The organism is Streptomyces sp. NPDC028928, from assembly GCF_055564915.1.
The window spans coordinates 119,013-131,888 of the sequence record NZ_JBVHVI010000009.1 but is presented as its reverse complement, the minus strand read 5'-3'; the positions used below and the strand labels follow the sequence as shown (position 1 = coordinate 131,888).

General features: G+C 72.3%; 10 protein-coding genes. 4 read left to right on the top strand and 6 right to left on the bottom strand.

Features of this window, described 5'->3' with window-relative positions; translation table 11 throughout:
- The first annotated feature begins 26 nt into the window (after positions 1-26).
- Positions 27-800, top strand: a complete 774-nt coding sequence (locus ACZ4U1_RS22510; RefSeq protein WP_467905432.1) for an SDR family NAD(P)-dependent oxidoreductase — start codon at positions 27-29, stop codon at positions 798-800.
- Between the two features lie 75 nt (positions 801-875).
- The gene (locus tag ACZ4U1_RS22505) at positions 876-1,583 is read left to right on the top strand and encodes an ester cyclase (RefSeq protein ID WP_467905431.1); all 708 of its coding nucleotides are present in this window, start codon (positions 876-878) and stop codon (positions 1,581-1,583) included.
- Between the two features lie 90 nt (positions 1,584-1,673).
- Here ACZ4U1_RS22505 and groL read toward each other — a convergent pair whose 3' ends face one another.
- From groL to ACZ4U1_RS22485, 4 genes are all read right to left on the bottom strand, one after another.
- Positions 1,674-3,299, bottom strand: a complete 1,626-nt coding sequence (groL, locus tag ACZ4U1_RS22500) for a chaperonin GroEL (RefSeq protein WP_467905430.1) — start codon at positions 3,297-3,299, stop codon at positions 1,674-1,676.
- Positions 3,300-3,418: 119 nt separating this feature from the next.
- Positions 3,419-3,727: a co-chaperone GroES gene (gene groES / locus ACZ4U1_RS22495; protein WP_004955293.1), complete on the bottom strand. Its 309-nt coding sequence runs from the start codon at positions 3,725-3,727 to the stop codon at positions 3,419-3,421.
- Positions 3,728-4,023: 296 nt separating this feature from the next.
- On the bottom strand, positions 4,024-4,836 hold the full coding sequence (locus ACZ4U1_RS22490; protein WP_467905429.1) for a polysaccharide deacetylase family protein: 813 nt from the start codon (positions 4,834-4,836) through the stop codon (positions 4,024-4,026).
- Positions 4,833-5,744, bottom strand: a complete 912-nt coding sequence (locus ACZ4U1_RS22485; protein ID WP_467905428.1) for a polysaccharide deacetylase family protein — start codon at positions 5,742-5,744, stop codon at positions 4,833-4,835. The genes ACZ4U1_RS22490 and ACZ4U1_RS22485 overlap by 4 nt, the downstream gene beginning before the upstream one ends.
- A 90-nt stretch (positions 5,745-5,834) precedes the next feature.
- Here ACZ4U1_RS22485 and ACZ4U1_RS22480 point away from each other — a divergent pair, with 90 nt between their 5' ends.
- Positions 5,835-7,001, top strand: a complete 1,167-nt coding sequence (locus tag ACZ4U1_RS22480) for a class I SAM-dependent methyltransferase (protein WP_467905426.1) — start codon at positions 5,835-5,837, stop codon at positions 6,999-7,001.
- Between the two features lie 51 nt (positions 7,002-7,052).
- Entirely contained in the window at positions 7,053-10,385 is a 3,333-nt protein-coding gene (locus ACZ4U1_RS22475) for a hypothetical protein (RefSeq protein WP_467905424.1), read from the top strand.
- A 16-nt stretch (positions 10,386-10,401) separates the two neighbouring features.
- Here the strand turns inward: ACZ4U1_RS22475 and ACZ4U1_RS22470 are convergent, their stop codons facing one another.
- Together ACZ4U1_RS22470 and ACZ4U1_RS22465 are read right to left on the bottom strand one after the other, a co-directional pair.
- The gene (locus ACZ4U1_RS22470; RefSeq protein WP_467905422.1) at positions 10,402-11,754 is read right to left on the bottom strand and encodes an FG-GAP-like repeat-containing protein; all 1,353 of its coding nucleotides are present in this window, start codon (positions 11,752-11,754) and stop codon (positions 10,402-10,404) included.
- Between the two features lie 72 nt (positions 11,755-11,826).
- On the bottom strand, positions 11,827-12,870 hold the full coding sequence (locus ACZ4U1_RS22465; RefSeq protein ID WP_467905421.1) for an LCP family protein: 1,044 nt from the start codon (positions 12,868-12,870) through the stop codon (positions 11,827-11,829).
- Between the last annotated feature and the right edge of the window lie 6 nt (positions 12,871-12,876).

Here is a 12,876-nt window from a genome sequence, read left to right as displayed (position 1 = left end):
TCGGTCCGGGTCACTACCCTTGGGCCATGACAACGTCTCTGATTACGGGATCGACCGCGGGAATCGGTGCCGCGTTCGCGCGGCGGCTGGCGGCTGACGGGCACGACCTCGTCCTGGTGGCGCGGGACACCGGGCGGCTGCGCGAGCAGGCGACGGAACTGCACGACCGGCACGGCATCGAGGTGGAGGTGCTGACCGCCGACCTGTCCGAGGACAAGGGCATCGAGGCGGTCGCCGAGCGCCTCGGCGACCGGAGGAACCCGGTCGACCTGCTGGTCAACAACGCCGGCTTCGGCAACAAGGGCCGCTATCTGGAAGTGTCGATGGCGGACGAGCTGCGGATGCTCAAGGTGCACTGCGAGGCGGTGCTCCGGCTGACGTCGGCGGCGGCCGAGGCGATGCGCGAGCGCGGCCGGGGCGGGGTGGTGAACGTCGCCTCGGTGGCCGCGTTCGTCCCGCGCGGCACGTACGGCGCGTCCAAGGCGTGGGTCGTGCAGTTCACCCAGGGCGCGGCGAGGGACCTGGCGGGCAGCGGGGTGCGGCTGATGGCGCTGTGCCCGGGGTTCGTGCGGACCGAGTTCCACCAGCGGGCCGGGATGGGCACGGACAACATCCCCGGCTGGATGTGGCTGGACGCCGACAAGCTGGTCGCGGCGGCCCTGGCCGACCTCGCGCGCGGCAGGACACTGTCCATCCCGGACCCCCGGTACAAGGCGCTGATGGGGCTGGTGAAGGTGACGCCGCGCGGGCTGCTGGGCGGGATCAGCTCCCGGACGGGGCGTAAGTACGGGCCGCAGTAGCGACGGGTGACGCCGCCGTCCCGGTGGGAAAATGGGCGGGACGGTACCGGACCCAGGGGGGCCGGAGGCGGTGTCATGACCTTCGTACAGCTCATCGAGTGCAGGACGAGCCGGATGGACGAGATGAACCGGCTCATGGACGACTGGGTCCAGCAGACCAAGGGGAAGCGGACGGCGACGCACGCGCTGGTCGGCACGGACCGCTCGGACACGTCGCACGTCGTGGAGGTGGTGGAGTTCCCGTCGTACGAGGAGGCGGTGCGGAACTCGAACCTCCCGGAGACCGACCGGATCTTCCGGGAGATGGTCGCGCTGTGCGACGAGATGCCGAGGTTCACCGACCTGGACGTCGTCCGGGACGAGCGCCTGGCCGAGGGGGTCGTGCGCGGGTTCTTCGAGGCGCTGTGCACGGCGGGCGAGCTGCCGCCGCTCAACGACCTGCTGGACGAGGACATCCACAGCCACGAACCGATGAACCCGCAGGACACCATCGGGCTGGACAACGTCCGCGCCGAGTTCCGGATGTGGCGCGGCGCCTTCGACTTCGCGTTCACGGTCGAGGACGTGCTCGCCCAGGGCGACCGGGCGTGCGCGCGGTGGACCTGGAACGCCACGCACCAGGGCGACTTCCTGGGGATCGCACCCACGGGCCGGCAGGTCACCATGACCGGGATGACGCTGTTCCGCTTCACCGGCAACGGCAAGATCGCCGAGATGTGGTGGCAGCACGACCAGCTGGGGCTGATGCAGCAGCTCGGGGCGCTGGACGAGTTGGAGCAGTAGACGCCGCAGCGGCGGACGCCGGAGGAGCGGACAGGGCGAAGGCCCGGTCCCCTCTCCGGGGTACCGGGCCTTCGCTCAGGAGCGGTTGGCTCAGTGGGCGTGGCCGTGGCTGTGGCCCGCGGCGGCCGGCTCTTCCTCTTCCTTCTTCTCGACGACCAGGGTCTCGGTCGTGAGCAGCAGGGAGGCGATGGAGGCGGCGTTCTCCAGGGCGGAGCGGGTGACCTTGACCGGGTCGATGACGCCGGCCTTGATCAGGTCGCCGTACTCGCCGGTGGCGGCGTTGTAGCCCTGCCCCTTCTCCAGGTCCTTGACCTTGGAGACGATGACGTAGCCCTCCTGGCCGGCGTTCTCGCCGATCCAGCGCAGCGGCTCGACCACGGCGTTGCGGACGACCGCGACACCGGTGGCCTCGTCGCCGGTCTTGTCGAGGTTGCCCTCGAGGACCTTGGAGGCGTGGACCAGGGCGGAGCCACCACCGGAGACGATGCCCTCCTCGACCGCGGCGCGGGTCGCGGAGATGGCGTCCTCCAGACGGTGCTTCTTCTCCTTCAGCTCCACCTCGGTGGCGGCGCCGACCTTGATCACGCACACGCCGCCGGCCAGCTTCGCGAGGCGCTCCTGGAGCTTCTCGCGGTCCCAGTCGGAGTCGGTGTTCTCGATCTCGGCCTTGATCTGCGCGACGCGGCCCTGCACGTCCTCGGACTTGCCGGCGCCGTCGACGATCGTGGTGTCGTCCTTGGTGACGGTGACGCGGCGGGCGGAGCCGAGCACGTCGACGCCGACCTGGTCGAGCTTGAGGCCGACCTCCTCGGAGATGACGGTGGCGCCGGTGAGGACGGCCATGTCCTGCAGCATCGCCTTGCGGCGGTCACCGAAGCCGGGAGCCTTCACCGCGACGGCGTTGAAGGTGCCGCGGATCTTGTTGACGACCAGGGTCGACAGGGCCTCGCCCTCGACGTCCTCGGCGATGATCAGCAGCGGCTTGGAGGAGCCGGCCTGGATGACCTTCTCCAGCAGCGGCAGCAGGTCGGCGATGGCGGAGATCTTGCCCTGGTTGATGAGGATGTACGGGTCCTCCAGGACGGCCTCCATGCGCTCCTGGTCCGTCACGAAGTACGGCGACAGGTAGCCCTTGTCGAAGGCCATGCCCTCGGTGAAGTCCAGCTCCAGACCGAAGGTGTTGGACTCCTCGACGGTGATGACACCGTCCTTGCCGACCTTGTCCATCGCCTCGGCGATCAGCTCGCCGACCTGCTGGTCCTGGGCGGACAGCGCGGCGACGGCGGCGATGTCGGACTTCTCGTCGATCGGGCGGGCCGTGGCCAGCAGGTCGTCGGAGACGGCCTTGACGGCGGCGTCGATGCCCTTCTTCAGGGCGGCCGGGGAGGCACCGGCGGCGACGTTCTTCAGACCCTCGCGGACCAGCGCCTGGGCGAGGACCGTGGCGGTGGTGGTGCCGTCACCAGCGATGTCGTTGGTCTTGGTCGCCACCTCCTTCACCAGCTGCGCGCCGAGGTTCTCGTACGGGTCCTCGATCTCGACCTCACGGGCGATCGTGACACCGTCGTTGGTGATGGTGGGAGCACCGAACTTCTTGTCGATGACGACGTTGCGGCCCTTGGGGCCGATCGTCACCTTGACCGTGTCGGCAAGCTTGTTGACGCCGCGCTCAAGGGCGCGACGGGCGTCCTCGTCGAACTTCAGGATCTTCGCCATGGCAGCGGGAGCCCTCTCGGAAATCTGTGGGTGAAAAACGCCGCGCCCCGGGCGCCCGGCTTCTTATCGATCGCGGGGGGCCAGGGGCGCAGCTTCAAGCAGAGAGTCGCTTGAGGTGATTACTTCTCGATGATCGCGAGGACGTCGCGAGCCGAGAGGACGAGGTACTCGTCGCCGTTGTACTTCACCTCGGTGCCGCCGTACTTGCTGTAGAGGACGACGTCGCCGACCTTGACGTCGAGCGGCAGACGCTCGCCGTTCTCGAACCGGCCCGGGCCCACGGCGAGGACGGCGCCCTCCTGGGGCTTCTCCTTCGCGGTGTCCGGGATGACCAGGCCAGAGGCCGTGGTCTGCTCGGCGTCCAGCGGCTGGACCACGATGCGGTCCTCAAGCGGCTTGATGGCAACCTTGGAGCTGGCGGTCGTCACGATCCGACCTCCCCCTTCGGAGATCTCACGGGGTTAACTGTCTGAGGTGGCGACCAGGTGGATCCGTCGTCGCGGGTGCCGGACCTGCCCGTCGCGTTTATTGGCACTCTCCAGGGGGGAGTGCCAGAGCCGAGACTATGACCGCGATTAGCACTCGGTCAAGCGGAGTGCCAATTGCCCGCGGCGCGTCGGCCGAATTCGTGCGGCACGGGTCGTCGTCCCGCTGGGGCTGCCGCCCCCCCTGACCCCGCTGTCGGGCCTTGCGGCCCCCGTCCTCGAACTCCCCCGGAGGGGGTTCACAGGTAGTCCTCGAGGCGCCCCACCGTCAGTCCCCTGCCCTGGACCTCCCTCAGCACCCGCACCGTGCGGGTGCGCAGCGGCGGGCCGGGTGACTCGTCCGGGCCCACCAGGACGATGTCGCCGGGGCGCAGGCGGTGGGGGCCGTGGGTGTAGGTGAGGCCGGCCGGGGTGAGGGCGGCGCGCCACAGGACGAGCGCGGAGATGCCGCAGCCGGCCGCCGCACGCAGGGTGGTGCGGTCGTAGGAGCCGTAGGGCGGGCGGAAGAGGCGGGCGCGGACGCCGAGGCGGGCGCGGAGGCGGTCCTGCTGGCCGCAGATCCCGGCGCGCTGGCCGGCGTACGGCAGTCCGGCCGGCGCCCGGTGGTCGACGGTGTGGTTCTCGATGCCGGCGCCGAGCGCGCGCAGCCGGGCGAAGTGGCCGTAGCCGGGGGCGGCGACGCTGTCGGTGAGGAACAGGGTGACCGGGAGGCGGAGGTCGCGGACCATGTCGGCGAAGCGGGGGTCGCGCTCGGAGCCGTCGTCGTAGGTGAGGAAGACGACCGGGTCGCGGGTGGGGACGTGGTCGAGGACCGGCGGCAGGCCGTGGGCCGCCGGGCGGTCGGCGAGCGGGCGGGCCGGGTGCACCGGGGAGCGGGCGAGCGGCCGGGTCAGGCCCCAGGCCCGGTAGGCGCGGCCGGGGGCGGTGGTGTGCGGGCGTACCCCTTCGGCGGCCTTCTTGCCGAGGCGTTCGATGGGGTCGACGGACTGGGCGCAGCCCGTGAGGAGCAGGGCCGTGGCGAGGACCGCGGCAGGGCCCCGCAGGCGCCTCACAGGTAGTCCTCCAGGCGGGCCACGGCGTAGCCCTCGCGCGTGACCTTGTTCAGGAAGCGGCGCATGTCGTCCACCATCGTGCCGTCCCAGTCGTCCCGGCCGCGGAAGTGGGTGAGGACGATGTCGCCGGGGCGCAGCCGCTTGTCGTCCTCGCGGTACTCCCAGTGGTCGACGAAGACCTCCTCGTTCCAGATCGGCGCGTACCTGATGCCGCATTCCTTGGCGGCGACCAAGGTGTCCTGGTTGTAGTTGCCGTACGGCGGGCGGAAGACGGTGGGCGCCTTGCCGAACTCCTTCTTCATGACGGCCTGCATGCCGCAGATCTCGTCCTTCTGCTCCTCGTAGGTCAGGCCCGGCAGGTAGGGGTGGTGCAGCGTGTGGTTGTTGAGGGTGTTGCCGTAGGAGCGCATCCTGCGGAAGTAGCCGTAGTCGTCCTTCACCAGGTAGTTGCTGAGGAAGGCGGTGTAGGGGATCTTCAGCTCCCGCATCATGGCGAGGAACCGCGGGTCCTTCTCCGCGCCGTCGTCGATCGTCAGGAAGACGACCTTGTGCCGGGTGGGGACCGTGGTGAAGACGGGCGGCAGGTCCCAGTCCTCCTGGTGGTCCACCTCGAATCCGTCGCGGGCGGTGATCCTCGGCTTGGCCGCGGGCGGCGGCGGAGGGGCCAGCGGGACCTGGTCCAGCCCCCAGCGCCGGGCGGCGGCGGCCAGCCGGGCGTGTTCGGCGGCCCGGCGCGCCGCCGGGTCCTGGGGCTGGGCGGGGCCGCCCCGGCCGGGTGCGGTGCGTACGGCGTCGGGTCCGGCACAGCCGGAGAGCAGGGCGGCGGTGGCGCATGCGGCGGCTCCTCCGCCGAGGGCCAGACGCCGCAGACGCGCCCGACTTTTGTCATTTTGTACTACTGCTCGCATGGTGCCGGATCCTCCCAGGCCCCGGCCCGCAACCCCGGCCGACACCGCCGCCGGAGGCGAACCATCCACCGACTGGCCCACAATGAGCCGGTGAACGACCTCGCACTGCTCCTCACCCCCGAAGGCCGCGCCCTCCTCGACGAGGTGCGCGACACCGAGCCCGCGCAGGAGCTGGCCGTGGCCACCCGGCTGCGCCGCGAGCACCCGGCCGATCTGGTCTCGGCCGCGCTCGGCCAGGCCCGGCTGCGGCAGCGGGCGGTGGCGAAGTTCGGAGCCGAGGACGCCGGGCGGATGTTCTTCACGCCGAACGGGGTCGAGCAGTCGACCCGGGCGAGCGTGGCGACGTACCGGGCCCGGCGGCTGCGGGAACTGGGGGTGACCTCCGTCGCCGACCTGTGCTGCGGGATCGGCGGGGACGCGATCGCGATGGCGCGGGCCGGGATCCGGGTGCTGGCCGTGGACCGGGACCCGCGGACGGCGGCGGTGGCCCGGGCGAACACCGAGGCCCTGGGGCTGACCGGCCTGATCGAGGTGCGGGAGGCCGACGTCACCGAGGTGGACACCGCCGGGTACGACGCGGTGTTCGTGGACCCCGCGCGCAGGGGCGGGCGGGGCCGGGTCTTCGATCCGGAGGCGTACTCGCCACCGCTGTCCTGGGCCGTCGAGACCGCCCTGAAGGCACCCCGGGCCGCGCTGAAGATCGCCCCGGGCATCCCGCACGAGGTGGTCCCGGACGGGGCCGAGGCCGAGTGGATCTCCGACGGCGGGGACGTGAAGGAGGCGGTGCTGTGGTTCGGGACCGGGGCGCCGGGCGCCGTACGGGCCACCCTGCTGCCCGGCCCGCGCACCCTGCTCGGCCGCGGGCTGCCCGACCCAGCGGTACGGCCGGTGGGGCGCTACCTGTACGAGCCGGACGGTGCCGTGATCCGCGCGCACCTGGTCGCCGAGGTGGCCGAGGAGGTCGGCGGGGGGCTGCTGGACCCGACCATCGCCTACGTCACCGCCGACGCGCCGCGGCCCACGCCGTACGCCTCCGCCTACGAGATCACCGACCACCTCCCCTTCAACGTCAAGAAGCTGAAGGCCCTGCTGCGCGAGCGCGAGGTCGGCACGCTGACCGTGAAGAAGCGCGGCTCGGCGGTCGAACCGGAGGAACTGCGCCGGAAGGTGCGGCCGCAGGGCCCGAACGCGGCCACCGTGTTCCTGACCCGGGTGGCCGGGGCGCCGGCGATGCTGATCGGCCATCCGTTGGGGTGATGTCGGCCCACTCCCCGGACGCCGCCGGTCACGGCGCCCCACGATGCTGCCGTGACGTGGAGTGCAAGGCGACGGTCCCGGCGGCGACTCGTCCGTGACGTCCTGCTGCTGGCCACCACGGTCGCCTGCGCGGGGCTCGCCGGGTGGATGCTGGTCGCCGACGACAAGGACACCGCGAACCAGATCGCCACGGTGGGGAGCCTGTTCGTCGGGCTCGTCAGCCTCCTGCTCGCGCTGGCCGACTTCTTCCGTCCCGAGCCGGCCCCGCCGGATCCGGGCGCGCTCGCCGACGACCTCGCCCTCGTCGTCCGGGAACAGTGGCTGGACGAGGCGACCGCCCGCGGGCTGCGCGACCCGCGGGTGCTGCCGCTGGCCTGGTCGGCCACCAGCCGGGACGTCGCCCATCTGCCGCGCACGGCCGGCGCGCGCCTGCTGCGCCTCAGGCTCGACGGCAGACTCGACGGCCGCTTCGACGAGGTGCTCGCCCGACTCGCGGACGGATACGCCCACCTGCCGGGCCGCCGCCTCGTCGTCATCGGCGAACCCGGTTCCGGCAAGAGCGTGCTGGCGATCCTGCTCACGCTCGGTCTGCTCGCCGCGCGGGAGCCCGGCGGCCCCGTGCCGGTCCTGCTGCCGGCGTCGTCCTGGGACCCGGTCCGCGAGCCGCTGGACGACTGGATCACCAGGACCCTGGCCCTGCCCTACTACAGCAGCCGCCCGGAGATCCCCCGCACCCTGCTCACCCACGGGCTGCTGCTGCCCGTCCTGGACGGGCTGGACGAGATCCCGGAGTCGGCGCGGCGCAGCGCCGTCCGGGGCATCAACGCGGCGATCGGAGCGGACCGCCCGATCGTGGTGACCTGCCGGGCGGCCGAGTACGAGGACCTGATCCGCGGCGGCGCCCCGACCCTGCGCGAGGCCCCGGTGGCCGAGGTCTCCCCCGTCTGCCCGGACGACGTGATCTCCTACCTGCGGGACGTCGACTGGCCGGAAGGCACAGACTGGACCCCCGTCTACGCCCGGCTGCGCGCCGCACCCGGCAGCCCGGTCGCCGACGCGCTGTCCACGCCGCTGATGGTGACCTCGGCGCGGCTGGTCTACCAGCGGCTGCGGCGGGACCCGGCGGAACTCCTGGACGGCGCCCGGTTCGACTGCCGGTTCGCCGTCGAGCAGCACCTCACCGACCAGCTGATCGACGCCGCGTACGCACCCGACACCGGCCGGCCGGGCGGTCGCTGGACGGCGGCACAGGCCAGGACCTGGCTGACGTTCCTCGCCCGCTACCTCCACGACCACCGCGAACGGGACCTCGCCTGGTGGCGGATGAGCGAGCGGCTGCTGTCACCGTGGTTCCCGCCCGCGATGGGGATCGTGGCCGGGCTGGTGCTCGGTATCGGCGCGCTGGGGTGGATCGTGGTCACCGGGGCGCTCGGCGACGACGCGCGAAGTGCCTTCCCGGCGATCGCCGGGTTCATCGGGGGCGGCTTCGCCCTGCTGTCCGTGATCGTCTGGTACGGCGTGCCCGGGAACACACCGGGACGGCTGTCGTTCACCGTCCGGGGATCACTGGGCCGGCTGCGCCGCGGGTTCGGCGCGGGCGTCAAACTCACCGCTTTCGCCGCGGCTCCCGTGCTCCTCGTCGTCGCCGGCGCCACCGCGCTGGGCGAGGGCGACGGTCCGGGGTCCTTCGACGCCGTCGAGAGCTACTGCGTGATGTGCGGGGTCGCCGTGTGCCTCGCGGTCGTCATGGGGCTGGCACTGGCGGCGCACGACTGGCTCAACGCGCCCCCGCACCACGCGGCACAGGTGAGTCCGCGCGGGTCGATCGCCGAGGACCGGAGGTCGGCGCTCGCCGGAGCGGCTCTCGCCGGATACGTGGTGGCGGCCACGGGGCTGCTCGGCTGGTACACCGGGACGTTCTCGGGTGCGTGGCTCGGCCGTGTGGTCAACGACTGGGTGGGCTGGCCCGGGACGAGGGACGTCGCGCTCCTCGCCGACAGCGAGTGGGAGGCGGTCGTCGATCCCTTCGGCGGCAACTTCTTCGTCCTGGTCGGCCTGACGGTGGCGCTGCCCGGGACCGTGTTCGCACTGCTGCTCCTGCTCACCCGCGCGTGGCCCCGCTACACCCTCACCCGGCTCTTCCTCGCGGCCCGGGGCCGGCTACCGCTCCGGCTCACCGGCTTTCTCGCCGACGCCCGGCGCCGCGAACTGCTCCGGCAGTCCGGCGGCGTCTACCAGTTCCGCCATGTCCGGCTGCAGGAGGCCCTCGCCGGGCGGCCGATGTACCCGACGGGAGGGCCGTCGCCCGCGACGAGCCGTACGGTGCGGCGCCGGCTGGTGCTCACGGCCGGGGGCGCGACGGCGGTGACGGCGGCCGTCGGGAACGGCGCCCGGGACGAGAGTGCGCAGGTCTTCCCGGCGTCCGTGTCCCTGAACGCCGTGGCCTTCCATCCGGCCGGGGACACCCGGATCGCCATCGGCGCGGACGACGGGACTGTATGGCTGTGGGACTACGCGCACGAGAGGCGTCCGCGTGGCGAGCGGCCGCTCCGCCGGGGCGAGGAGCTGGAGGAGCCGACCGTCTACAGCCTTGCCTTCCACCCCCACCACCCGCTCCTGGCCATCGGTGACAGCGCCCAGGTGGAGATCTGGAACGCCGCCGGCCGCAGGGAGATGCGGCTCGGGAAGAACGGCCCCAGCGCGTCCTGGTCACCGTCCGTGGCGTTCTCCCCGAGGGGAGATCTCTTCGCGGCGAGTACGGGCAGCGAGTTGAGCGTCTGGGGCGCGAAAGCCGCCGACGGCTTCCCGAAGGATCCTCTCGCCCATGCGGTCGGTCAGTTCTCCGGTCTCGTCTTCGACCCGGCGACGAACGAGCCCCTCACCCTGGACAACAGCGGGCGTGTACAGCGGCATGCCGTCTCCGCACATGCCCCGGCCACCCCGCTGTTCGCCGTCCCCGGCGCACGGCACGCCCAGGAGCAGAACTACGGGCTCGCGGACGGGTCGACCGCCGACGTGTTCGCCTTCGTCAGAGCGACCGTGGAAGAGACCGCCGGCCTCTACCGTCCGGAACTGTGCATCCGTGACAGCCGGTCAGGGGTGTGGTCCCGCGCCCGGTGGCCCCGGTCGGTCACCGCCGACAGTGTGGCCCTCAGCCCCACCGCCCGCCTCGTCGCCGTCAATTCCCTCGACGTCGCGCAGGAGGTCCACGTCTGGGCCTACACGCCCGCCGGAGCACTGGTGCACCTCGACACGCTGCGGGGCCACAACGGCCCGGTCTACGGCATGGCGTTCAGCCCGGCCGGCGACCTCCTCGCCACCACCAGCCAGGACATGACGGTACGGCTGTGGAAGACGGAACCGTGGCTGCGCCGGCTTCCCTGACGCTCACCCGGACTGCCTACTTCAGCTCGAAGCCGAACGACGCCTTCTGGTACGGCGCCCCGACCGTCTTCCCGCCGAACACCGCCGCCGCGTCCGTGACCAGGCCGGACGGGCGTCCGCGCAGCACCCAGACCGCGCCGTTGCCGCCGTCCTCGCCGGGGGCGGAGGCGGCCAGGTCGGCGTGGCCGTTGCCGTTGACGTCGAGCAGCCGGACGACGTAGCCGAAGGAGTCGGACTGCTCGGCGGTGCCGGGGACCCCCTTGGTGTTCTGCCCGAACGCCTGGGCGCCGGCGCCGGTCAGCCCGGAGCGGCTGCCGCGCAGCACGTCGACCACGCCCTCGCCGTTCTCACCGGGCACGCCGACCGCGAGGTCGTCGATGCCGTCGCCGGTGATGTCGCCGGCGGCGACCGCCTGGCCGAACATGTCGCCCGACTCGCGGCTGCCGGGGACGCCCGGCGTGTCCTGCGTGAACCGCTTCCAGGTGGACTCGGCGCTCAGCCCGGACGCGCTGCCGTACATCACCCAGACCGAGTCGTCGTCCTGGAACCCGGTCACGAGGTCGCCGTGGCCGTCGCCGTTGAAGTCGCCGATGGCCGCCGCGCCGTCGCCGCCGCGGTAGAGGTCGGTGACGCGGGAGAGGCCGGCGGGGCCGCTCAGGTACAGCTGACTGCAGTTGTTCCCGTCGCCGCAGTAGCCGGTCAGCACCAGGTCGGTGCGGCCGTCGCCGTTGATGTCTCCGGTGTCGCCGTCGTGGATGTCGACGTACTGGAGGTGCTCGGGGTCGAGCGGGGTGCGCGCGGCCGGGGTGCCGGTGCGCTTGATCGGGCCCTTCCATATCTCGGCGGTGCTGCCGGCCGGGTCGTCGCCCAGGCCGAAGCCGCCCTGGATCACGGCGAGGTCGAGGCGTCCGTCGCCGTCGAAGTCCCCGGTCTGGTGGTTGTTGCCGGGGATCGCGGTGCCCCCGGACAGTCCGCGCGGCCCGCCCCAGACGACGGTGCCGCGGGTGACGAGGTCCGCGTAGCCGTCGCCGTCCAGGTCGCCCTTGGCGATCTGCAGGCCGAAGTGCTCCCCCTTGAGGGGGTTGCCGGGGACGCCGGCGGTGGCCCGGCTGATGGTCGCGCGGTGCCCGGCGGACAGGCCGTGCGGGCCGCCGTAGAGGACGGTGACGTAACCGGCCTTGGCCTGGCCGCCGACCGTGGCGTTCGGGGCGCCGATCGCGAGGTCGGCGTAGCCGTCGCCGTTGAAGTCGTCATGGACCGTGGTGCTCTTCGGCGGGGCGGCGGACACGGCCGGGGCGGCGAGGCCGAGGGTGGTCAGGCCCAAGGTCAGCGGAAGCGCCCAACGGGCGTGCGAACGCGAGCGGAACAACGGAAAACCCCCTGGTGTACAGCTGTTCGGTCATCGCAGCAGACCCATGGGACACAGGGAAGGTTGTACGGCTCAGCGCAGGGAGGCCCACAGTTCGCCCGCCGCCGGTTCGTCGGCGACGACCCGGTTGGGGTCGGAGGGTGCGGTGACGACCGGCATGGTCACCGTCCGCACCCGGTCGGGGTCGAGGTCCTTCAGGCTGCGGCCGAGGCTCATCAGCTCGTTCAGGGAGTCCAGGCCGGTGTCGGTGGTGAGGCCCGTGGTGACGGCGTCGGCGACCTCGTACAGCTTGGCCGGGTCGGTGAGCAGGCCGGCGCCGGAGAGCCGCTTCAGCAGGGCTTTGACCAGCGTCTGCTGGAGTCCTATGCGGCCCAGGTCGCTGCCGTCGCCTATGCCGTGCCGGGTGCGGGCGAGGGCCAGGGCCTGAGTGCCGTCGAGGTGGTGGGTGCCGGCCTCGAGGTGCAGCCGGCTCTTGTCGTCGTCGATGTCCTGGCCGGTGGTGACGTCGACCCCGCCGAGCGCGTCGACCAGCTCGGCGAAGCCGGAGAAGTCGATTTCGAGGTAGTGGTCCATGCGGACGCCGGTGAGCGACTCGACGGTCTTCACCGCGCAGACCGGGCCGCCCACCGCGTAGGCGCTGTTGAACATGGCGCCGTACGCCGGTGCGGTGCTGCCGCCGGAGGAGAGCGGGCAGGACGGGCGGGTGACGAGGGTGTCGCGGGGGATGCTGACGACGGTGGCCTTCGTGCGGCCCGCGTCGATGTGCACGACCATCGCGGTGTCGGACCGGGCCCCGCCGCTGTCGCCGCCGCCGAGTTCCTGGTTGGCCTTGCCGCTGCGCGAGTCCGAGCCGAGGACCAGGAGGTTCAGGGAGCCGGTGGGCAGCGGGGAGGCGCTGGCGGAAGGGGTGGTGACGGCCCGGGCCGGACGGTCGTCGCCGAGTGCGCTGTTGATGTCGACGCTGGTGATGTTGCGGTTGAGGTGCCAGTAGGCCCAGCCCGCCGCCGCCACGCCCAGTACCAGGGCACCCGCCAGGGTGAGACCGGCGGCCTTCAGCGCTCTCGGCCGCCGGCCCGCCCGTCTGCCCGCGTCGCCTTGCTCCTCGTGTCGCGTCACGGCAGG